The sequence below is a fragment of the Pseudomonas sp. KUIN-1 genome (assembly GCF_009176725.1).
Taxonomy (GTDB): Bacteria; Pseudomonadota; Gammaproteobacteria; order Pseudomonadales; family Pseudomonadaceae; genus Aquipseudomonas; species Aquipseudomonas fragariae.
This window is the reverse complement of sequence record NZ_AP020337.1, coordinates 5,042,706-5,065,598: the sequence shown is the minus strand read 5'-3', so window position 1 is coordinate 5,065,598 and position 22,893 is coordinate 5,042,706. Positions and strand designations below refer to the sequence as shown.

The 22,893-nt window shown below is 53.0% G+C and carries 13 protein-coding genes and 2 pseudogenes; 11 read left to right on the top strand and 4 right to left on the bottom strand.

Features of this window, described 5'->3' with window-relative positions:
- Nucleotides 1-23: 23 nt before the first annotated feature.
- The 6 genes and pseudogenes from KUIN1_RS22695 to KUIN1_RS22670 form a co-directional block, all read left to right on the top strand.
- Nucleotides 24-737, top strand: a complete 714-nt coding sequence (locus KUIN1_RS22695) for a serine O-acetyltransferase (protein WP_057457729.1) — start codon at nt 24-26, stop codon at nt 735-737.
- Nucleotides 734-1,525 (top strand): alanyl-tRNA editing protein, encoded by a 792-nt coding sequence (locus tag KUIN1_RS22690; RefSeq protein ID WP_003399853.1) that lies wholly within the window; start codon nt 734-736, stop codon nt 1,523-1,525. The genes KUIN1_RS22695 and KUIN1_RS22690 overlap by 4 nt, the downstream gene beginning before the upstream one ends.
- Nucleotides 1,522-2,721: an MFS transporter gene (locus KUIN1_RS22685; protein ID WP_003399858.1), complete on the top strand. Its 1,200-nt coding sequence runs from the start codon at nt 1,522-1,524 to the stop codon at nt 2,719-2,721. Before KUIN1_RS22690 ends, KUIN1_RS22685 begins: the two co-directional genes overlap by 4 nt.
- Nucleotides 2,718-3,620 (top strand): pyridoxal-phosphate dependent enzyme, encoded by a 903-nt coding sequence (locus tag KUIN1_RS22680; RefSeq protein WP_003399869.1) that lies wholly within the window; start codon nt 2,718-2,720, stop codon nt 3,618-3,620. Before KUIN1_RS22685 ends, KUIN1_RS22680 begins: the two co-directional genes overlap by 4 nt.
- 160 nt (nt 3,621-3,780) lie before the next feature.
- Nucleotides 3,781-6,315, top strand: a complete 2,535-nt coding sequence (gene hrpB / locus KUIN1_RS22675; RefSeq protein WP_103378708.1) for an ATP-dependent helicase HrpB — start codon at nt 3,781-3,783, stop codon at nt 6,313-6,315.
- 40 nt (nt 6,316-6,355) lie between these two features.
- Nucleotides 6,356-6,730: pseudogene (locus KUIN1_RS22670) on the top strand (SIR2 family NAD-dependent protein deacylase); the annotation flags it as partial.
- Here KUIN1_RS22670 and tnpA read toward each other — a convergent pair.
- The 4 genes and pseudogenes from tnpA to KUIN1_RS28125 all read right to left on the bottom strand — a co-directional run bounded on the left by tnpA (nt 6,651) and on the right by KUIN1_RS28125 (nt 9,062).
- Nucleotides 6,651-6,926, bottom strand: a complete 276-nt coding sequence (tnpA, locus tag KUIN1_RS22665) for an IS66-like element accessory protein TnpA (RefSeq protein WP_152092454.1) — start codon at nt 6,924-6,926, stop codon at nt 6,651-6,653. The pseudogene KUIN1_RS22670 and the gene tnpA overlap by 80 nt on opposite strands.
- A 311-nt stretch (nt 6,927-7,237) precedes the next feature.
- Nucleotides 7,238-8,224 carry a LysR family transcriptional regulator gene (locus KUIN1_RS22660; RefSeq protein WP_024640791.1) on the bottom strand — a complete coding sequence of 329 codons (987 nt, stop codon included), beginning with the start codon at nt 8,222-8,224 and terminating at the stop codon, nt 7,238-7,240.
- A gap of 54 nt (nt 8,225-8,278) precedes the next feature.
- Nucleotides 8,279-8,575, bottom strand: a pseudogene (locus KUIN1_RS28130) (integrase core domain-containing protein); the annotation flags it as partial.
- Between the two features lie 298 nt (nt 8,576-8,873).
- Nucleotides 8,874-9,062, bottom strand: coding sequence for a restriction endonuclease (locus KUIN1_RS28125; protein ID WP_231992691.1), 189 nt, complete (start codon nt 9,060-9,062; stop codon nt 8,874-8,876).
- 97 nt (nt 9,063-9,159) lie between these two features.
- Here KUIN1_RS28125 and KUIN1_RS27520 point away from each other — a divergent pair, with 97 nt between their 5' ends.
- The 5 genes from KUIN1_RS27520 (at nt 9,160) to KUIN1_RS22635 (ending at nt 22,885) form a co-directional block, all read left to right on the top strand.
- Nucleotides 9,160-9,387, top strand: a complete 228-nt coding sequence (locus KUIN1_RS27520) for a hypothetical protein (RefSeq protein WP_138947792.1) — start codon at nt 9,160-9,162, stop codon at nt 9,385-9,387.
- Nucleotides 9,388-9,622: 235 nt separating this feature from the next.
- A complete protein-coding gene (locus tag KUIN1_RS22650; protein WP_011268960.1) occupies nt 9,623-10,636 on the top strand; it encodes a TauD/TfdA dioxygenase family protein in 1,014 nt (337 codons plus the stop codon).
- A gap of 74 nt (nt 10,637-10,710) precedes the next feature.
- Nucleotides 10,711-10,956: an acyl carrier protein gene (locus KUIN1_RS22645; RefSeq protein ID WP_003399878.1), complete on the top strand. Its 246-nt coding sequence runs from the start codon at nt 10,711-10,713 to the stop codon at nt 10,954-10,956.
- 197 nt (nt 10,957-11,153) lie between these two features.
- Nucleotides 11,154-13,169, top strand: a complete 2,016-nt coding sequence (gene asnB / locus KUIN1_RS22640) for an asparagine synthase (glutamine-hydrolyzing) (protein ID WP_231992689.1) — start codon at nt 11,154-11,156, stop codon at nt 13,167-13,169.
- 20 nt (nt 13,170-13,189) lie between these two features.
- Nucleotides 13,190-22,885: an SDR family NAD(P)-dependent oxidoreductase gene (locus KUIN1_RS22635; RefSeq protein WP_152092308.1), complete on the top strand. Its 9,696-nt coding sequence runs from the start codon at nt 13,190-13,192 to the stop codon at nt 22,883-22,885.
- Nucleotides 22,886-22,893: the final 8 nt, after the last annotated feature.

Sequence of the window (22,893 nt, the reverse complement as noted above, 5' to 3'; positions counted from 1 at the left end):
ATCAGAGACTGGATATCGAGATAATGCCAAATATGGACATACGATCAGTACCTTCTTCCCGACTCGCCGTCGCAGGTGGTCAGGAGTCGTTTCAACTGGTCAAGAACCTTGTCATCGCAGCATTGCTGGAATGCTGTTCTGTAGAGGAGTTCAATGAATTAAAAGAAACCCTTCTCATTGAGTACGTTACCGAGCAGTCGCACGAGGATCTATTGATGTTCGCGCGCAAGGACCCGGCCTCTTGCGGCGATCCTTTGGTCATTGCAAGGACTTACACGTCCTTCGCAGCGGTAATGCATTACCGCCTGGCCCACTGTGTATACCAAAATGCAAAAAGAAGCTGTAACTCCCACGAACAGTCTCTGGCAGCCATCATTTCCAGGCGAGGAAAAATGCTCTCTGGCGCAGAAATCCATTTCCGCTGCAGCATAGGTGCTCGACTTATCATCGATCATGGGTTCGGTACTGTAATTGGCGAGACCGCCATAATTGGCGACGACTGTTATATTCTCGGAGGTGTAACACTGGGAGCCAGAGGTATCAGCAGTAATCCTTCGATACCGCGTCATCCTAAAGTAGGCAGTCGCGTGCAGATAGGCGCTTTTTCAAGCGTATTGGGTCCGGTGAACATAGGTGACGATGCATTCATTGGACCGCGCTGTATCATCACCCAAGACGTTCCCTCGGGTGCTCGAGTGCAAGTGAAAACATCACTGCAGGTGGTAATTGAGCAATGATCGCCACGACTCACGATGTGTTGCGTAACACGGAAAAACTGTATTACAAGGATCGGTACTTGGGGTCTACAAATACCAAAGTGACGCGGTTGTACCCAGACGCTATTGAGCTTGATTGTACGGTTGCCTACCCCGAGGGAGGTGGGCAGGAAGCTGACTTCGGTACTATAGAATTACCCATTGGTACCGTGCGATTTGTCTGGGTAAAAAAGCTCTACGGCACCCCCATTCACCTGGAAGGCTTCAAGGGCGGAAAGTTAGGCGGAGTTATCCTCCATATGATACATCCTGAGGATCTTCACCTCCTTGACTCAATAAGTGAAGGCATGGCTGCTCTGATTAGAATTGATATTTTGCGTCGCGAACGATTGAGTCTATCTCACAGCGCTAGCCATTTTCTGTATGCCGCTGCCACCAGCCTGAGCGAGGAACTAAAGCAGTGGACCATCGGCTGTCACATTAAAGAAAACTCGGCACGCTTTGATTTTCTTGTTGAAGAGTCCTTTAGCAGCGATGACATCAGTGAAATAGAACGACTCGCAAATGAGTTGATCGCCCACGACGACGTGATCAAGAGCTATACGGTCTTTGATGTTGAGGATGCGCGCATGTGGAGTTACCAAGGCATCGAGATTCCCTGCGGTGGCACTCATCTCGTTAATCCTAGTGCCATAGGCCGCCTGAACGTACGTCGAAAAAGGTTGGGTAAAGGTAAAGAACGACTGATCTGTGACTTTCCCAACGCTGAAATTGATTTGTCCCCCTATCATGAGCGCGCCCTACGATGAGTACGCTTCCGCGACGCACCTATCTGTATTTCATCGCGCAATCCATTAACCTGACCACCGCTGTAATGTCCGTGACCATGGCCGCTATTGTCGGCTCCGCACTGGCACCTGAAGCCCGTTTTTCAACGGTGCCGTATGGTTTACAGTTCCTGTTCCTGATGCTGGCCACATATCCCGCTTCCAGGCTGATGAGCCGGATCGGTCGGAAAAAAGCCTTCATGTTTGGCGCCATACCTCTGGTGGCATCCGGCTTGAGTGGCTTCTGGGCAGTCGAGCACCAGCATTTTCCGATGCTGATGTTTAGCCATTCGGCACTCGGGGTTTATATCGCTTTTGCCAACTTCAACCGATTTGCTGCAACCGACAACCTTGATCAAAAGTTAAAGCCCAAAGCCATCTCTCTGGTTGTAGCCGGTGGGGTTATCGCCGCCGTGGTGGGACCGACACTGACTGAGGTGCTCAGGGACTTGGGCGGCTACTCTCTATTTTCATTGTGCTACGCCTCGTTCATCGGTCTGGCTGTACTATCTTTTCTGGTCACCGTTTGCCTGCCTGACGATCCGGTGATGCCATTAGTTTCCAGAGGAAGCCCAGAGACCAAGCCGCCGCAAGTGATGACGTCGACGATGTTGATCGCTATGTCTGTTGCCGCAATAGGCTACGCAATCATGAACGTGCTGATGATTCAGGCTTCAATGCACATGAAGCACATGCACGAGGATTTTTCGGATGTGCGCTTGGCGATCCAGTGGCATGTGATAGCGATGTTTGCTCCGTCTTTTTTTACGGGGGCAATTATCCAGAAACTAGGGATCAAAACCACCCTCTGCTTGGGCGTCCTCATGCTGGCCGGCTGCTCAGCCATAAACATGGGATCAAGCTCTTACGGCGCCATGGTCTTCGCTCTGATCATCCTTGGCTCAGGCTGGAATCTAACCTATGTGGGAGGCGGAGCTCTGTTGGCTCAAGCCCTTCAGAGCAGCTCGCAAGCCTTGCGCATGCAGGGAAAAAACGACCTTGCTATCGCTGTTTTCGCAACGATCGGTGCGTTTACTCCTTCGCTGTTGCTCAGCACGGTAGGCTGGTTTGGTACCAACGCTATTTGTATTGGGCTATGCATCTTTTTGTTAGCTGTAATTGTTGCGCTGTTGGATCAAAAAAAAACGGGCCACGCCATGGAGGGAGGCATTAAATGAGTGTGCTTATCAGAACTCATGATCGAGTTTTAACCAAGCTGGAAATGAATAACCCAGGAGGTAGTCACAAATATCGCGCAGCTAATTTAATTGTAAAAAATGCGCTACGCAATGGGAAAATTATTCCTGGTATAACTACTGTAATTGAAAAGACGGGTGGCAATTTTGGTTTTGGTCTGTTATCTGCCTGCCACGCGTATGGTATTCCGGTTGAACTGGCAGTTGGCCTCGGTTTTAGTCAGACCAAAAGAGATTTGTTGGAATGCTTTGGTGCCAAATTGATTGGTAAGGATATGTTGATCGCAGGCGCATCGCCGAGGGATGTCGTTGCCCATCATTTGGAGCATCAGGTCGAAATGGACAAGTGTTACTACTATACCGATCAGTTTAATAACCAAATCGGGATCGAGGCATATCGCTACCAGACTGCATTTGAGCTTGCCTGCCAATTAGAAGAAGCTGAGGCCGACAAAGAGCTTTTGTTTATAGGCTGCGCAGGGACGGGGGCGAGCTTTACCGGTATTACCTTGGGCTTGAAGGACAATGGTTTCGATGTATCTACTGTCTTGGTCGACCCCTCGGGTTGCGACTCCAAGAATGGTGTTTTTTCAGACCATCGTTTTGAAGGGATGGCGGTTGGCGTCTGCCCACCCTTTCTGGACTGGTCCTTGGTAAACAGATGCTATCAAGTCGAACATGGCGAGATGCTGGCAGCGCAACGCGGATTCTATATTCAGAGCGGTACTTTTGTCGGCAATACCGCAGCGGCATGTCTGGCAGTCGCTCAGCGTCTTGCCTGCCTTCCGGAATACGCAGAGACCACGTTGGTGACAATCGCTTATGACAACGGGCTCTGGTATCAGGATTTACAAAGGTCAGTGGCATTAAGTGCAGCTTAGTGACGTTTATGTAAGGCTAGAAAATCGTCTAGGGTTATGGGGTGTCAAATTTTTAAGAAGGGTGAGTAGAGAGAGGGCTTTCTAAAGCGTTATGCCAATACTCTCCCTGATTCCCCAACCCCACCCCGGTATACTCTCCCGCATCTCTCCGGGAGCCCCCATGACCTCGTTACCCATAGATTCCGTACTGCCAGCCCTGCGCCAGGCCTTGTCCACACGCCATGAAGCCGTGCTCGAAGCCCCTCCCGGTGCGGGCAAGACTACGCGCGTGCCGCTCGCGCTACTTGAGGAAACTTGGCTGGCAGGGCAGACCATTCTGATGCTGGAGCCGCGTCGCCTTGCAGCACGGGCGGCGGCGGAGCGCTTGGCCAGCGAGCTGGGCGAGAAGGTCGGCGAGACGGTGGGCTATCGGATTCGTCTGGAAAGCCGGGTCGGCCCGAAGACGCGTATTGAAGTGGTCACCGAGGGGATTCTCACGCGGCGTTTGCAGGACGATCCGGCGCTGGAAGGCGTGGGGCTGCTGATTTTCGATGAGTTTCACGAACGCAGCCTGGATGCCGATCTGGCTCTGGCTCTGAGCCTCAACGGCCGGGAGCTGTTTCGGGACGATCAGCCGCTGAAGATTCTGCTCATGTCGGCCACGCTGGAAGGCGAGCGCTTGGCGGCGTTGCTGGACGATGCGCCAGTGGTGCGCAGCGATGGGCGGATGTTTCCGGTGAGCATGCAATGGGGGCGTCCTTTTCAGCCCGGTGAGTTTGTCGAGCCGCGTGTCGTGCAGACGGTACTGGATGCGCTGGGCAGCGAGTCCGGCAGCCTGCTGGTGTTTCTGCCAGGGCAGGCCGAGATTCGTCGGGTCAACCAGCAACTGGCGGAAGCACTGGGCGAGCGTGCTGACATTCTGCTGTGTCCTTTGCATGGCGAGCTTGATCTGAATGCGCAACGCGCGGCTATCGAACCGGCTCCCAAGGGCACGCGCAAGGTGGTGCTGGCGACCAATATTGCGGAAACCAGCCTGACCATCGACGGCGTGCGTGTGGTGATCGATGCAGGGTTGGCGCGGGTGCCGCGTTTCGATCCGGGCAGCGGCATGACGCGTCTGGAGACTCAGCGCATCTCTCGTGCCAGCGCCACCCAGCGTGCCGGGCGGGCAGGGCGGCTGGAGCCGGGCGTGTGTTACCGGCTGTGGTCTGAAGCGCAGCACGATCAACTGGCCGCCTACGGGGCAGCAGAAATTCTTCAGGCGGACCTCGCCGGGCTCGCGCTGCAACTGGCCCGTTGGGGCGTTACGCCTGCGCAACTTGTCTGGCTCGACGTGCCGCCAGCCGCGGCTTATGCACAGGCGCAGGATTTGCTGGTGCGTCTGGAGGCGTTGAACAATCAGCCGGGCCAGCCGCCAGCCCTGACGCCACACGGTCAGGCGATGGCTGAGCTGCCTGCTCATCCGCGCATCGCCCATCTGCTGTTGCGCGGCCATACGCTTGGGCTGGGAGAACTGGCGTGCGACGTGGCGGCCTTGCTGGGCGAGCGCGATATCTTGCGCGGAGCTGGGGCGGACTTGCACAGCCGCCTGACTCTGCTGGCCGGCACCGAACGCGCGGCGCGCGGCGCACAAGGCGGGATACAACGGGCCAGACAACTGTCGCGGCAATATCGCGGCTATCTGCGCGGCGCAGCGAACAGCCCGGTCAGCGATCCGGACCACTCCCGCTGGCTGGGCGCCTTGCTGGCGCTGGCCTACCCGGATCGCGTCGCACAGCAACGCCGAGCGGGCGGAGCCGAATACCGACTGGCCAATGGTCGCGCGGCACTGTTCGCCGAGGCGGATGCGCTGATGAAACAGCCATGGCTGGTCATCGCGGATTTGGGCAGTCGTCAGGGCCAGCGCGAAGAACGCATTTACCTCGCCGCCGAGTTTGATCCGGCACTGTTCGATTCGGTGTTGGCCGAGCAAGTCATCAGCGTGGACCAGATCGACTGGGACGAACGCGAAGGTGTATTCCGCGCCGAACGACAGCGCAAAGTCGGAGAGTTGATCATCAGTCGCGAACCACTGACCGGCCTCGACGACGCAACCCGCAGTCACGCGCTGCTGGCGCTGGTGCGTCGCAAAGGCCTGGAACTGCTGCCCTGGACGGCGGAACTGCGTCAGTGGCAGGCGCGTGTCGCACTGTTGCGCAGCCTGGATATCGAGAAAAGCTCAGCGAGCGAGTGGCCTGATCTGAGTGACGCGCAACTGTTGGCGACACTCGAAAACTGGCTGATGCCCTACCTGGGCAAAGTCACCCGGCTCAGCCATTTCAGCCAGCTCGACCTGTCTTCCATCCTGCGCAACCTCCTGCCATGGCCATTGCCACAACAGTTGGAAGCGCAGGCACCCCAGACCGTGCAAGTGCCCTCTGGCTCGAATATTCGTATCGACTACAGCGAACATCCGCCGATTCTGTCGGTGCGGTTACAGGAATTGTTTGGACTGTCCGATACCCCGCGCATTGCCAATGGGCGGCAGGTGCTGAAACTGCACTTGCTGTCCCCGGCACGCCGCCCGGTACAGGTGACGCAGGATCTGGCTAACTTCTGGCGGTCGACCTACATTGAGGTGAAGAAGGACTTGAAGGGGCGCTATCCCAAGCATTACTGGCCGGATGATCCATTGGTGGCGGATGCTACGGCGCGGGTGAAGCCGAGGGGGACTTAGAGGGCAAAATACTGGTTAAACCTTCTGGACTGGATGTTCTGTGCCTGAATTTGGAAGCGCCGCGAAGGCCCTGTCCCAAGCCCCCGAGATCGTCATTTTCACGGGTGCGGGAATCTCAGCTGAAAGTGGCATCCCCACGTACAACGATCCATTGACCGGTACTTGGGCTTCATACGATCTGCGCAATATGGAAACAGCCAAGGCCTTTCGTGAAAATCCTCCGTTGGTATGGGGATGGTACCTGTGGCGGCGCCAACAGGTCTCTAAAGCAGCTCCCAATGATGCACACCTCGCGGTGAGCCGACTGGCCAAATCAGGGTATAACGTCTCCGTTATCACTCAAAACATTGATGACTTGCATGAACGAGCGCGATCTGTGGATGTACTGCATCTCCATGGGAGTTTGCACCGGCCGGCGGCATGGCTAACGGAATAAATGCAGGTGGGAGCGCCGGGCTTTTCTGCGCTTGCAGCCGAATCCATTTGTGGACGAGGTTTGCGTTGAGACTATGGCTGAGTGCGACGCTGGCAATCGAAGCGCCGGGTTGGGCACATTCCTGAATGACCTGGGCTTTGAAGGGCTTGGAATAGGAACGGCGTGTTGGCTGCATGAAATACCCGCTTAAAAAGCTAGAACGGGTGTCCACTTAAATTTAAGTGCACACCATGCCCTGGCTTTGTGGGCTGGGTAGATGACTTGGTCGGACGCATACGGATGGATATTGATGTGTGCGACGATTGGAGAAACGTGTGTGTACGGCTGCGCGGTTTTAGTGTACAGGTGATGTTGAATGGTTTGCGGTGTCGCAACTGTAGCTCAGTGACTTGTCACTGCCTGATGGCAAATGGCGATTTATGCCTATCTACGTGGTCTCCATCGCCATCGATGGGGGGGCAGAGCATCGAACTCCCAGTCTCATTGTTAGTATATCTGGAGCTTGAGCATGCTTTGATTCCGGTCGTTCCTCAATGGATTTTTGTGTGCGCTAAAGTCTATGGACTCTGTGAGGAGGCGTTGCAGTACAAGATGTTTAGAGGCTTCTTTACTGAGCCAGTCAAGGAAGTACCTGACGGGCGGATTTCGTTCTCTGCCAGGTACACAGGCCGAGATATAATGGGTCCCCGTTAGTTTAACCTCGGGCTTGTATGGCGTTAAAAAGCCTCGGGTAACACTGTCGACGGCTAAGACGTCGCTGGCGAGCACCATCCCATAGCCAGAAGTTGCAGCTTGCAAAGCATGATGTTCATCGTCGTACTCCCTGAACGTGGCGTTGGCCAGCCAATCGTCGTGTCCCGCCGCTTGGCACCAAGTCGTCCAGTCGAATGGGTTATGGCCATCAGCCTCCCAACGAACGTTGATGAGTGGGGACCTTGTGTCTCCAGATAAGGGCGTCCTGCAGGGCATATAGGCCAGAAAGCTTTCGTCCATTAGATGTAGCTGATAGGTATCAGGGACCTCTTTGAAAACGCTGCTAATAGCCACGTCGATACTGGCATCTCTGTGCAGGTCTGCCTGTGTTTTGCTGGTGATGATGTTGACTTGCATCGTTGGATGGCGGCGGTAGAAATCTCCTAATCTGGGAATGAGCCACAATGAGGCAAATGCATGGGTGGTTGTGACGGTGATTGCGTTCTCGTCGGTCTGTGAGCGTAGTTGACTAAGACTTTGGTTTATGCTTGAAAAATGCTGATGGATATTCTTGTATAAATCAAGCCCTTCAGTCGTTAGGGTGACTCCCTTGGCTACTCGCTCAAAAAGCAATAAGCCGAGCCAGTGTTCTAGTGATTTTACTTGATGTGAAATCGCTGAAGGAGTAACAAAAAGTTCAATGGCAGCCGCTTTGAAGCTGCTTAGTCGAGCCGCTGACTCGAACGATCGTAGAGACGTTAAGGGGATTTTTGAAAACATATTAGCCAGCACTCCATTGTTTGGGCGACTACATGGGCTATAGTGTTTATCCGGTTATTTTGGTATGTCAATCTTGCCGTGGACTTGTCCCCGTAAAGCCGTACACCAATCCCTGCCAAATTGATACGGCTCCAAGCGCCTGAGCTTTCTCGGTGAGCGATAGTTCAAGGCGCTGTGCGGATGCTGTTCATTGTAGTATTCGAAGGCATTGCCAGGTTATACAGAGCCAATTTCTCGATCTGGCTTGGGCGCTTACGCCACGCAGCCACCCTTGATCGTCTTCATGAAGCTCTTGGCCATGCCGTTGTTCTGCGGGCTGCGAACTGGGGTGGTTACCGGTTGGATGCCGAGCAACTTCACGCTCTGGTACTCGGTCTATCTTAGCCGCGGGTTTCCCTTGTCGACCCTTTTGTCCCCCCACCTGTCCCTCCACTTCATCGTCGGATGAGGTCGAATGGTATTGAACACCATCGGACAGGGAAATGCCTGAAACCCCGGAATAGCTAGGCTACCGGCAGGATTCTCGAACGCGTTACGATTACTTCGGACAAATAAAAAGCCGGCTTGTGGTTAGCTTTTTAGCCCGCGCGTCACTCCTGAGTAAAATAATCGCTTTTGAGTTGCTTTATTTCGTCTCTCTGCTTAACGCTCACGCCCAGGTTGTGCCCGGGCCATAAGCCGGGCGAGCTCGACACCATCGATTAATACAGCCTTGATATCCAGGCCGAGTGCCGTCTCTCGCGCCCATGTAAAAATCCGAAGTGGTAATGAACACACCCTTGCGTGCTCGCTGGCGGGTCAGTGTGCAGATGAATTTGTCTATTTCAGGGCGATGCACCGTTCTCCGCTGCGACCAACACTGGGCGCATGGGTGAGGTCCAAGCTCCGTCTCCAGGCTATCAGCGGCAAGATAACTGGGTGATGGTGGGGTGATCGTGGTTTCTGAGCAGGACGTCACCTTAGAAGGCTATTGCCCAGGTGACCCCTTGGGTGGCACCACCGACAGTGCCAATAAGGGCGCCGATTTTCCTATGGGGAATACGATTGATGGCTGGGATAGAGGACTGATTAAAGAGCTGAATGAAGTGATATTGATTGGCTATCTATGTGTGGCCCGCAAACGGCGAGCAAGAAGCCATCAAGGAATAGATCAAGCGGAATGAATAAAATACATCAAGGATGAATTTATATAATTTTTTGGTGTTTTCATTCAGTGATAGTTTTTGCTGAAGCGTTAAGCCAGTCGAAAACCCTGGGTTCGGCCAAGGCGATGTTCTTGACTCCATGCTGAAAGAAATCTGAATAGGAGGGCGGTGAGGTGATTCTTACAGACCCGAGCTTCAAGGTATTTATAAGCGTTAACTCAATCAGTGTAGATTAAAATTCTGGGGGGTTGTCATGGGTTTAAAATTATCAAGTGTTCCTTTTGAAATATCATACCCGGCTCAGAGTTTTGGCGTCGAAATCGAGAATTTAAAACTACACAAAAATCTGTCGTTTGACACAATCGCAGCGATAAAAAAATGCTTGGCATATCGCGGGTTTGTGTTATTCAGGAATCAAAATCTTACACGAAGAGAGCAAGTCGCAGTCACGCGACTGCTGGGCAATCCGAACCTAAAGTCACACTCTTGGGCGCCGCAGATAGAGACAACTACTTTTGGTGATGACGAGGTGATTCCTAATGGGCTGCCGCTAATTAATCATGGGGAGATTTTGTATTTTGTGAATGGCCCGGATTTTTGCGACAAAACTCAGGATGAGCATGCGATATGGGATGAGAAAGACAATCATACCAAGGGTAAGGGAACTTCGTGTTGGCACACTGGTGACTCGGAAGCCATAAACGTTGAAACGATTAATTGCTTATATGCAGAGCTGGCTGCCGCACAAGGCGGAGCAACGTTATTTTGCGACACCGTTGCCGCCTATAATGACTTGGAAGACAGCCTGAAAAAGCGTATTGATAATCTTCGAGTGCTTCACTACTTTGTCGATCCTCAGCGTACTGAACCGGTCAACCAACCATTAGTTAAAACCAATCCGATCACCCGGCAAAAATATCTTTATCTGAACTACAACACTATGGAGCGTGTTGAAGGGCTGAGTAAGTCAGAGAGCTACAGGCTCTTAAAGTTTCTGTTTGATCATCAAATTAAAGATCAATACGTTTATGAGCACTTTTGGAAGCAGGACGATTTTCTGATCTGGAATTGCAATGGCACCATGCACAAGCGTGGTGCGCTGGTCTCGAACCACAACAGGATCATGCGTCGGACTCAAGCTATTATTCCGGAGTTTACCAGTTACTACGAACGGGATAAAAGCCTGGCAGTGACCAGTCATGATAATGAAGACTGGCATCCATATCCTTTTGAACGCGCAGAATTGGAGTCGGCCGGGTCGGCTTGATCTATTCGTTGAGGGTGCGTTTAAAAGTCCCTCCGTTGCGGTGGAATGTGCAATGGCTATGAAAGAGTGAATACATGAAAGAAAAAATCAAATCCTATCTGACTCAAAATTTCTTATTTGAGTTCGACGAGGATATAACAGAACAAGATGATCTCATCAAACTCGGCTTGATCGATTCGGTAGGTTATATTCAACTTATTTCTTTCTTGAAGAAGGAGTTTGGTATTGTGTTCACCCAGGAAGATATGATGGGCAATGTGCTGGTTTCTATCCAGAATATGGTAGAGTTTGTCGAGAAGCGGGCAACGGCCACCCGGTAGTTCCGAGGTGCGGTTGAGAGGCCCACCAGTCCATCAGATACTGTTGTCAGTCAGGCAGGACAGCTAAAGTTTGTCGATGCTTTTCTCCGTAATATTATTCGGTGTTTGTGGCGCGTGCGCGTTGGCCTTGGCAAAAAAACTCCAAGCCGTGATTGGGACTTTCGACCTTCGCTAAGGCGGTAGGGCGCTACAGTTCTGTGTGGGGTGCCAACTTAAACTTTGGTGGGTTTATTTTTATGTGTGGGATAACTGGCTTCTTTGGTGTTAAAAATAAAAATCTCGATGAAACCACCGTCATAAAAAATATGCTTTCAATGATTGAACATCGAGGCCCCGACCAGGCAGGGTATTATGTCAATAATTCCATGGGTCTCGGCACCATGCGTTTAAGTATTATTGACCTTGCGGCAGGTATTCAACCCCTCAGCGATGGCACAGGTCAGTATTGGATTTCATACAACGGTGAACTGTATAACTACATCGAGCTAAGGCGTCGATTGCAGGTCTTGGGACACAATTTTTCCACTGAGTCCGACACCGAGGTGGTGTTGCGCAGCTGGATGGAGTGGGGTGATGAGGCCTTGGAAAAATTTAATGGCGCTTTCGCCTTCGCCATTTATGACACGGTTAAAGATGAAGTATTTATAGCGCGCGATCGCTTTGGTAAGCGCCCGCTGTTTTATACGCAAACCGACGGTGGTTATCTTTTTGCTTCAGAGATGAAGTGCTTTTTTGGCTTTCCAGGGTTTGAGTTCAAGTTTGACGAAATGTCCTTGTCCTCAATCCTCGCCCATTGGACACCCCTGCCATCGCAAACCCCGTTTCAGGGCATTCGTCAGCTGCCACCTGGGTCCATCATGACCTTGCGAGGGGCTCAGTGTGAGATCCGGCCCTACTACGCCCTGGATTTTCGCGCTGTGGATTTTGATGGCACTGAAAATGAAGCCAAGGAAGAAATCCGCAACACCCTCGAGCAGGCGGTCAAGCTCAGACTGCGCAGTGACGTGCCTATGGGGCTGTACCTCAGTGGTGGTGTTGACTCCTCCGTTTTGACCAGTATTGCGGCAAGGATCATCAAGCAAAAGCCGCTGCGCACGTTTTCTGTGGAGTTTGAAGATAAGAACCTGGATGAGTCGAGTGATCAACAACTCGTCTCTGCGTTGTTCTCGACCAAGCATGAACGGTTGATTATTAACCATAAAGACATTGTTGATAATTTCTCGGCGACGGTTTTCCATGCTGAAATGCCGTTGTTTCGTACCGCGCCCGTGCCGATGTACATGTTGTCCAAGCATGTTCGCTCGACCGGTATCAAAGCGATTCTGAGCGGAGAGGGAGCGGATGAAGTATTTCTGGGCTACAACATCTTTAAAGAGACTCTGTTGCGCTCCCAGTGGGACACCACTGATCACGATGAGAAGAAACGCTTGCTGGCCAAGTTGTATCCTTACATGAAAAGCTTCAGTGAAGACAATGACTCGAACTTGATGGGTTTCTATAACGCTTATGCGAAAGAAAAAATCCCTGGGTTGTTCTCCCACGAAATACGTTTTCAAAATGGGCGCTTTGCCAGTCGGTTGCTGAAAACCAAGAATGATCCATTTGCTGGCATTCAGGCATGGGTGGCGAAAGACCCGGTGTACAGCGCGTTAAGCCCAACGCAAAAAGCCCAGTGGCTGGAGTTCAATACCTTGCTTTCCGGGTATCTCCTCAGTAGCCAGGGCGAGCGTATGGGCCTTGCTCATGGTATTGAAAACCGCTGTCCATTCCTCGACATCAATGTGCAGAAACTCGCCTCCTCCATCAATTTGCGTTTTGACGATGGCTTTACTGAAAAGTACATGCTGCGCATGGCCTACGATGGAATTCTGCCGGGTCGTATCATTCATAAAGCCAAAACACCGTATCGTGCGCCGGACAGCGGGCCGTTTGTCGAACACGCCCTCGATTATCTCAATCATCTTTGCGAGTCAAATGCGCTGGACGCCATCGAGCTGATTAATCCGGTGTTTGCAAAAGCACTGATCAAAAAAGTGGTCGAACGAACCCTTGCCGGCGGTGAAGACATAACAGTCAGAGACAACCAGGCGTTTGTCTATCTGATGTCCTTGATCGAGCTGGATAAATGGTTTGTCAAACGTCAGGGCGCGGCTTATATCAATCCTTGCCGGGTGGATAAGTTGTTGGTGCAAGCCGTAGACGCAAGGCACTAGAAACCTAAGGGACAACGTTTATGTCAAGCACAAAAACTGACCTAGATAGCACCCAGGTCGCTATTGTCGGGGTTGGCCTTCGCCTGCCTGAAGCAGACTCTATTGATGCCTTCTGGGGCAAGCTTAAAGCTGGAAAGTCCCTGATTAGTGAGGTGAATGAAAAGCGTTGGTCGAAGGCTGAGCTTTACGGTGATCCTAAAACCGGCGGCGATAAAACATCGAGTATTTGGGGCGGGTTCGTCGACGATATCGAGTGCTTCGATGCCAATTTCTTCGGGATTTCGCCCCGTGAAAGCAAGTTCATGGACCCCCAGCAACGTATTGCCATGGAAATGGCCTGGCATGCCTTTGAAGACGCAGGGATATGCCCATCCAGCGTGAAGGGGACGAACACCGGCGTTTTTATGGGGGTGTGTCACTGGGATTACGCTGAGCTGTTGGCGCTGAATCACACGCCGATTGATCCTTACTTTCCGACGGGAACGGCGTACTCGATTTTATCCAACCGGATCTCTTATTACTTTGACCTCAAAGGCCCCAGTATCAGCATTGATACCGCCTGTTCAAGCTCGCTGGTGTCGTTGGCGTTAGCGGTCAATGCCATCAAGTCCGGCGAGTGTGAGCTGGCCTTGGCCGGGGGGGTGAATTTAATCTGGAGTCCGCAGCATTTTATCGCCTTTACCAAAAATGGAATGCTCTCTAAAGATGGCAAGAGCTATACCTTCGATGACCGCGCCAATGGTTATGTACGCGGTGAGGGCGGCGGGCTTTTGCTGCTCAAAGCGTTGGACAAGGCCATTGAGGACGGGGACAACATCTACGCCGTGGTGCGAGGTATTGCCAACAACCATGGGGGTAAAACCGGCTCACTGACCGTGACCAACCCTCAGGCGCAAGCGGACCTGATCGCAGAGCTTTATCGACGCAGTCATATTGATGTTCGCGATGTTAGCTATATCGAAACCCATGGCACCGGCACGCCGTTGGGTGACCCTATCGAGATCCACGGGCTTAAGAAAGCCTTCGCTCAGGCGAGCCACGCTGTCGATGACCCGCAGTCCAGGAAAAACTACTGCGGTATTGGCTCGGTTAAAACAAATATTGGACACCTGGAAGGTGCAGCGGGTGTTGCCGGGATTATCAAGATTTTAGCCGCGTTAAAAAATAAAGAACTGCCCGGAAACCTGAACTTTAAAAGCATCAACCCCAAGATAGAACTGACAGATACGCCTTTTTATATTGTCGACAAGCATCAGCCTTGGGCGAGTCCTGCGGATGGCTCGACAGGGCGCATCGCCGGTATCAGTTCATTTGGATTTGGTGGCAGCAATGCCCATGCGGTGATCCAGGAGTTCATTCCTGAAACCGCGCAGTTGTCAGCCCGTGCAGTCGCTGATAACCATCCCGTGTTTGCGATCCCTGTGTCGGCCAAGTCAAGTGAGTCGTTGGTGGCGTATGCCCAGCGCCTGCTGGCGTTTCTGGAGGACAACCCTTCTGACCTGCCCGGCATTGCCCATGCATTACAGTGCCAGCGCGACGCGCTCACAGAACGCGTGTGCTTTGTGGTTGAGTCTATCGACGAACTGAAACTGGCGATTCGGAGCTTTATAGATACACGCGCTGCTGCCGAGCACACATTTGTAGGTAACTCTTACGATGCCGGAGAAGGCAAGAAACTTAGGAGTTACGCCGAAGAAAATCGAGCGTCACTGACTGAAAACTGGATGTCCAATCACGATATGCTCAGCCTGGCCCAGTACTGGGTTTTTGGGGTTGCCGTCGATTGGAATGACCTTTATCTCGACGCTGGCCTGATCCCCGCGAAAGTCCGCTTGCCGCTTTATTCATTTGAGCGCACAGCTTACTGGTTCCCCAAAAAGAACGCTGATGTGGCCAAGCCAAAACAGCCGGGTACAGTCGAATTTACGCTGTCGAGTAAAGCCTTCTTCCTGGAAGATCACACGGTTAATAACCAATCTATATTGCCGGGTGTGCACTATCTGGAAATGATTTTATCGACGATTCCCCGTGCCGATAAAATGATCAATGTCGACTTCTCAAACGTATTTTGGTTATCGCCATTTGCCATCGAACTGTCCGACGACGACGTCGATATCAGAAAGTCGATTTACCTCGACTTCGACAGTAAGCAGGCTGATGCAAACGCTGCCTCTGGGCAGCCAGGCAAAGGCTTTCGTTTTTATACCCATCCCAAAAATATCGAAGGGCAGGCTAAAGATAAAGTTCGTGTTCATGTGCAAGGCGAGTATCAGCCGGGTTCAACGGTAGCCGATCGTATTGACCTGCCGGACATGTCGCCATTCAAGAAAATTCACCGCGATCAATGCTATCAATACCTTCAGAGCACAGGTATTTACCATGGCCCGAGGCTGCAGGGTGTCGAGCAAATCCATGTCGGCGTGGATGAAGTCTGGGTAAAGGTTTCAATCGCTGGGAGTCAACAATCATTCTCTGCCCACCCGGCAATTCTCGACTCGGTATTGCAGGCCGGTATTGCGACGGCGTTGTCCAATAACGCCTCACGTTATCCCTATGTTCCTTTTTCACTCGACAGTTTATCGGTCTATCAGATTTGCCCCACGACCGTCTGGGCTCGTATCAGTGAGAAAAATCGATTTGCCGGCACTAAAGCCTCGTTGACCTTTGACCTGAATATTTTTACCGAACAAGGCGAACAGGTAGCGTCGGCGAAAAACTTTACGATGTGCTTATTGCGCAGTCCCGTGGGTGAGCAAATGACCAGCAAGAATAACAGTGGCTCGAATGAACCGAGTAGCCAGAATCTTTATTTTTCGAAACAGTGGGTTGTTGACAGTACAGACCATCAACAGCCGCCAATAAGCTCAACAGCGCCCGCAGATCGTGCTAATCACGTGCTTGCCCTTTATGTGGGCAGTACGATTCAGGATGATCGCTGGATCGCCAATTATCGTAATCAGGTGTCTGCGCAAACGTCCTGCACGTTCCAGTCGATGGCGCTGTCTTCCCCTGAGGCAGTGAGCAGCGCACCGACGATTGAAGCGTACTCCCACGTGTTTTCATACATTAAGAAACTCCTGGAAACCAAGCCTAAAACTATTCAACACCTTTTGGTCTGCGCCTCCTCGACACTGCCGGATGTGATCCGCTCCAGCCTGACTGCGCTGCTGCGGGTCGCGCACAATGAAAACCCACGGATCCACGGCCGCTTTGTATCGATAGAAAACTCACCGCTGGTCGATTCCGGATCGATCATCGCCCGTGAGTTTCTCATCGCCGACGGAGCATTTAGCGTACGTCATGATGCGCAAGGCCTGCGTCGGATAGAACGGATTACAGCGCAACCCGTAAGGCCTGTTCAGGGAAAAATTCCGGTGCTTAATGAACAGCCGGTGTTCTGGATAACCGGCGGGCTGGGTGGTATTGGTCAACTGATTTCCAGGCAGCTCGCAGCGGATTTTCCGGGGTGCACGCTCTACCTGACCGGGCGCAAAACCGCCGCCGAGCAGCAGGCTGTTTTCTCTGCCTTGAAAAGTGAAATACAAGCACGGGGTGGCAAGATCGATTATCAGCCACTCGATATTACCGATGTCGTTGAGGTCGAGAATTTTGTCGCTGCACTGAAGAATACTCATCACAGCGTTGATGTCATATTCCATGCCGCTGGCCACATTGCCGATAACTTCATCTTGCGTAAAGAGGTCAAGGATTCGCTGCCAGTGCTGTCGCCAAAGCTCGATGGGACGCTGGCTATTGATCAGGCGATCAAGCGTCTGCCATTAGGCAAGTTCGTGCTGTTCTCTTCGGTGGCGAGCACGTTTGGCAATGCTGGCCAATGTGACTATGCCGCAGCCAACGCCTTTTTGGATGCCTTCGCGATTGATCGCAATCAACGGGTGCGCGAGGGGGAGGGGACCGGGCAGACGATCGCCATTAATTGGCCGCTTTGGCAAGAAGGTGGCATGAAAATGGACGCCGGCACCTTAGCATCGGTGCATGAAACAACCGGCATGGAGCCGCTTCCCACCCATGAAGCGATGCACGCGTTGCGTTATGCGCTGACCACCACCGATGATTTTCCGATCCTCGTCACGTACGGCAACCAGGAGAAAATCCACGCTTACATCGCAGGCCTTAACCAGCGCAGCGTTGTGCCTGAGGGGGGCAGTCAGGAGAGTCCTGATCCCTCGAAGAGCGGTGATGACGTCGATAATGAGGCCCTGTTTCAATATGCCCAGGACTATCTGAAGGGCAAGTTGGCTATCGTCATTGAACGCGACGCCAAGACGATCCGAGGCGATCAGAAAATCGAAGAGTACGGCTTTGACTCGATTATGGCGGTAGAAATGATCCGTCAACTCGAGGGGCAATTCGGTCAGTTATCAAAAACGCTGTTCTTCGAATACTTCACGATCAATGAAGTGGCCGATTATCTGATGGATGAATACAGCGATAAACTAAAGAGCCTGTACCTGGAGGGCAGAGCGCCTGTCGTCGAGGTCGCAGCTCATACAGACACGCCCTCTAAAGACAAACAGGTCGCTGAAGAGGCGGCTGCCGCACCGGCACCGTCGATCAACAAGCAAATTGAAGCAGTACCTGTCGCCAGTCAGGTCGCCGCCGATGACCGTGATCAGCATGATATTGCGATCATCGGTCTGTCCGGACGTTATCCTAAATCGAGAAACATGGATGAACTCTGGGAGTTGTTGAAAAGTGGCCAGCATGCGTTCGAGAAGATCCCGGCGGATCGCTGGAAGCACGACGCTATTTACTACAAAGAACGCGATGTGTGGGGTAAGTCGACGATCAAGACCGGTGGCTTCCTCGACGACATAGACAAGTTTGATCCGCGTTACTTTCAGATTTCTCAACTCGAAGCCGAGAAGATGTCACCGGAAGTCCGGCTGTTCCTCGAAGTGGGCGTCGAGGCCCTGGAAGATTCGGGCTATTCAAAAGAGTCGTTGCAACAGCTGTATAAAGGCGACGTGGGTGTTGTCGCGGGCACCATGAGCAACCACTACAACTTGTATGGTTTCCAAAACAACCTCACGCGGGGCGGTTCTGCCAGCGGCAGCTACACCGGCACGATCCCGAACATGCTGTCGTATTTTTATGGGTTCACCGGCCCGTCCTTGTTTGTCGACACCATGTGCTCGGCGACATCGACCTGCATTCATGTGGCTGTGCAAATGCTGCGGTCTGGTGAGTCGAAAATAGTCGTGGCGGGGGGCATGAACTTGCTCCTGCACCCTTACAACCTGATCTCCAGTTCCCAGGAACATTTCACCACCAAAACCTCAGATGTCATCAGAAGCTATGGGATTGGCGCCGATGGCACTATTTTGGGCGAAGGCGTGGGTGCCGTGGTCCTGAAAACCCTGGCAGATGCCAAGCGTGATGGCGACAACATCTGGGGCATTATCAAGGGAACGGCCCTGTCCAATGCTGGCGTACGCAATGGTTTCACCGTTCCGCAGCCGCATATGCAGGCTCTGGCGATAGAAAAAGCGATTGAAGATGCGCAAATTGACCCGCAAACCATTGGTTACTTCGAAGGCCATGGTTCGGGTACCGAACTGGGCGACCCGGTCGAAATAAAAGGCGCTACCCAGGCCTTCCGAAAATACACCGATAAGAAGCAGTTCTGTCCGATTGGCTCGATCAAGTCGAACCTTGCCCACCTTCTAGCGGCCGCTGGTATCGCCGGCATCTCGAAGATCTTACTGCAGTTCAAGCACCAGCAGATCGTGCCGTCGCTGGGTGCGGATACGCTCAACAGCAATATTCGTTTCGAAGACTCACCGTTTTATGTGCATAAAGAACTGCAGTCGTGGCCAGCTCCTCGTTCCGAAAGCAACCTGGTCTTACCGCGTCGAGCATCGATCACCTCCATCGGTGCTGGAGGGATGAACTCGCACATGATTTTGGAGGAGTATGTCGACCCTCGGACGACCAGCCGCAGCCCGCGCCAGACCCAGCAACAGCTGTTTGTATTTTCGGCGACCAATCGTGATTCGCTGGTCAGGAACCTGCAAAGTTTTTCAAGCTACCTGAAAGACCACCGTGATGTATCGCCCGTCTCGCTGGCCTACACCCTGCAAGTGGCCAAGAACCAGATGAAATGCCGCCTGGCATTCTGCGCAGACAGCGTCAATGAGGTCATTGGGTCGATTGATAGCTGGCTGAGTGGTCTTTCCAGCAACCGTTCCGTGCGCTTCGTGGACAGTGCGTCGGGTGCGACCAAGGAGTTCTCCAGGAGGGAACTGAGTCAGGCTATCGAGAGCGCTGAGCTTGAGACATTGGCCGAGTACTGGACCAATGGCTCGACCGTGGACTGGTTTGCCTTGCATGGCTTGAATGACCAAGCGGCCTTGGGTGCGATGATTAAAGTACGCATTCCGGCTTATCAGTTCGAGAAGAAACGCTGCTGGTTTGAGGTTCTGGAAGACGCCCCAAGCGTTATTGATCCTCTGGGCAACCGCAACAAATATCACCCGCTGGTCCGTGACAACACCTCCGACCTGAGCGGCATCCGTTACTCCGCTGATTTGATCGAGATTGAAATCCTCGACTACCTTTACCGGGTCAAGAAACAGCCGCAGTTAATCACGTTCAGCCTGCTCGATGCGGCGATTGCAGTGATGAAGCAGGCTGATCCGCAAAGCGGCTACACCTCTGTGCGTTGGGAGTTGCTGGCGCCTATCCCTGTTGTGCCTTCGCAGCTGTGTTATGCGGTGGCATTGAATGATCAAACGGGGCAATTTTCTGACGTTTACATCTCTTCCACAGCGGATGCGTCGACGCCGCATCAACTGTGTGCACGGGTCGAATTTGCCGTGCAAGCTGGCGATGGACGCAGGGTTCTCCAGCAGCCTTTTCCCGCGTTTGCGAATGCGACCGTTCGGGAAAGCCTTTCCGGTGCACAGGTCAGCAAAGCGCTGGAAGAGCACAAAATCGTTTTTGGCGATTACGTCAATGCTATCAGCGAGCTGCAGTTGATCGGTGAACAGCGCTATCGCGTGCACTTGAAAGATACTGATTATCGACACAATCACTTTGCCCGCAACACGACGTTTTTATCCGAACTCGGTTCGGCGTTGCAACAAGCCGTCCTCTACATCGCCTTGCGCCAAGGACTGGACCATTGGAGCAACTACGCGCTTTGCGCCTGCAATGTCCAGCTGGATTTAGCGTCTGTGTCGAAGGTCAGCAGCCTGCTGTTCTCCCTCGAATCGTCGGGGCAAGCGTTGCGCGGAACGATTGCGTTGGCTGATAAGAATGGCACTTTGTTGTCCCTCTTGGACGATGTGTATATCGCCAATAGCCAAGCCATTGAACCGCGTGCCGCCAAGACCATTGAGACGGCCAGCTTCCGCAGTCAACCCGTTTTCCGCCACGAGACTGCCGAGTCTCCACGACCAGTCGCCGCCGCTGGCACGGAGTCCGACGGTCTCGGCAAAGCCGTGTCTGCCATCGTCGCTAAGCTTTTGAAGTTTGATGAATCCGAAGTGGACGCAAGAACCAGCTTCTACGAGTTCGGCTTTGACTCCATCGGCTTAACCCAGTTGAGCAAAGAAATTAACGAGATGCTGGGCGCCAGAATCACCCCGGCCGTTTTCTTTGACTGCGAAAATATTGAGGCCTTGTGTTTTTACCTCAAGGATCAAGGCGTCAGCGGCACCAGTGAAGAGGCGCCACAGAACAGCGCCTCTGCAGTGAACCAGGCTGCAACGCCGGTTTCTCGCGTCGAGAAACCAGAGGCCGAGCGGAATCACCGTCTGCCGCACCCTCATGAATCCATCGCGGTCATTGGTATGGCCGGACGATTCCCGGGGGCCGCGTCGGTTGAAGCGTTGTGGTCGAACCTGCTCAATAACCAAGACAGCATTCAAGACTTCCCCTACCAGCGTTACAACCAGGACACCCAAGCGGCGTTCGCCGGTGTGGCTTGCGTCAAAAAGGGTGGCTACCTGGATAAGGTGGACGGGTTTGATGCGGCGTTTTTCAATATTTCGCGGGTTGAAGCGGAGTTCATGGACCCACAGCAACGCCAAGTCCTGGAGGTGGTCTGGCACGCCGTTGAAAACGCCGCTTATGACCCCAGCCAGTTGCCTTCGGACACCGGGGTATTTATCGGGGTCAGCAACAATGACTACCGGGCATTGCTGCAAAAAGACCAGGAGCTGGACGGTTACATCGCCACGGGCAACTCTCACGCCATGCTGGCGAACCGTGTGTCGTTCTTCCTGGACATCCACGGCCCGAGTGAGTCGATTGACACCGCGTGTTCCAGTTCACTGGTCGCTATCCATAATGCCTGTGAAAGCCTGCGTTCCGGCTCGGCGTCCTTTGCCATCGCCGGTGGGGTCAATCTGTTACTCGACATCCAGGGCTTCGCCGAGCCTGACCATGCAGGCATGTTGAGCCTGGATGGGCGTTGCAACACCTTCTCGCGCAATGCCAATGGTTATGTTCGAGGGGAGGGTGTGGGCGTGGTCATCCTGAAGCCGCTTTCGCTGGCACAGAAAGACGGCGACAACATCCTGGCCGTGATTGAAAGCAGCGCGCATCAGCATGGCGGCCGGGCCAAGTCGCTGACGGCGCCGAATGCCAAGAGCCAGGCTGAGCTGTTGCGTACAACCCTTAAAAAGATCGACTTGAGCCAACTGCAATATGTTGAGGCTCATGGTACTGGCACCGAGCTTGGCGATCCTGTAGAGGTCAATGCGCTGAAACAGGCGGTGACGGAAACGCATGGTTTGCCGATTTATCTCGGCGCGCTGAAAAGCAATATCGGGCATCTGGAGTCAGCCGCAGGCGTGGCCGGCCTGATCAAAGCGGTGAAAGTACTCAGCGAGCGGACGGTGCCCGCCAATCTTCACTGCTCACCGTTGAACCCCTATATCGAGCTGCATGACAGCCGCTTCGTGATCAACGAACGCCAGTCCAGCTTGAAGGCCAGTGATCAGGGGATTTTCGCGGCGGTCAGCAGTTTCGGATTTGGCGGCTCGATTGCCAGCGTCGTTCTGCGCCGTTATGAAAGCAATCGGACGACTGCTCGTGCGCACCGGGCGTTTTCCGGGCACGAGGTGGTTCTGGTGCTGTCGGCGAAAACTCGCCGTGGGCTGGTCTCGCAAGCGATCAATTTACGCCAGCACCTGTCCAGTCATCCCGAGCAGATTGAGGAGGTGGCTTACACCCTCCAGGTTGGGCGTGCCGAGCTGTCTTACCGTTTGTCGATTGTGGCCATGGATAGCGCGGATGGCCTGAGCAAACTCACGCGGTTTATTGAAAGTGAGGCCGCACTGTCCGATGCAGACTTCTCGACCGGGGCCAATGAGTTAAACCACGTGTCCATCTTTACCGGGCATATCAAGGGCTCGAAAACCGAGAAAATGTCCAACGAGGCACTGCCAAAACTGCTCACTTTGGACAATGCCAATATAGTGGCGGAGCGGTTTGTTAAAGGCGTTAAGTTTAACTGGAATTTGCTCTACGGAGGCGCACGGCCTAATCGGGTTGTGTTGCCTGGTTATCCTTTCGAACAGCAGCGGTATTGGCTGCCTAAAGACCAAGTGACCACCTGGTATGACGTCGATAATTTTTCAAATGAGCAATTTGTAGCGCACTCATTTTATGAAGATTTATTGGATAGAGTGCTTTTGGACGATCTGGATACCGAGACGGTCCTGCAGCTATTGAGAAAGGATTAAGGGTGTCG

What these genes read in the sequence shown, in the direction of transcription:
- KUIN1_RS22695 (WP_057457729.1), top strand. Translation starts at nt 24, where the DNA reads ATGCCAAATATGGACATACGATCAGTACCTTCTTCCCGACTCGCCGTC.
- tnpA (WP_152092454.1), bottom strand. Translation starts at nt 6,926, where the DNA reads ATGCAGCCAACACGCCGTTCCTATTCCAAGCCCTTCAAAGCCCAGGTC.
- KUIN1_RS22650 (WP_011268960.1), top strand. Translation starts at nt 9,623, where the DNA reads ATGGGTTTAAAATTATCAAGTGTTCCTTTTGAAATATCATACCCGGCT.
- hrpB (WP_103378708.1), top strand. Translation starts at nt 3,781, where the DNA reads ATGACCTCGTTACCCATAGATTCCGTACTGCCAGCCCTGCGCCAGGCC.
- KUIN1_RS22690 (WP_003399853.1), top strand. Translation starts at nt 734, where the DNA reads ATGATCGCCACGACTCACGATGTGTTGCGTAACACGGAAAAACTGTAT.
- KUIN1_RS22660 (WP_024640791.1), bottom strand. Translation starts at nt 8,224, where the DNA reads ATGTTTTCAAAAATCCCCTTAACGTCTCTACGATCGTTCGAGTCAGCG.
- KUIN1_RS22680 (WP_003399869.1), top strand. Translation starts at nt 2,718, where the DNA reads ATGAGTGTGCTTATCAGAACTCATGATCGAGTTTTAACCAAGCTGGAA.
- KUIN1_RS22685 (WP_003399858.1), top strand. Translation starts at nt 1,522, where the DNA reads ATGAGTACGCTTCCGCGACGCACCTATCTGTATTTCATCGCGCAATCC.
- KUIN1_RS22635 (WP_152092308.1), top strand. Translation starts at nt 13,190, where the DNA reads ATGTCAAGCACAAAAACTGACCTAGATAGCACCCAGGTCGCTATTGTC.
- KUIN1_RS22645 (WP_003399878.1), top strand. Translation starts at nt 10,711, where the DNA reads ATGAAAGAAAAAATCAAATCCTATCTGACTCAAAATTTCTTATTTGAG.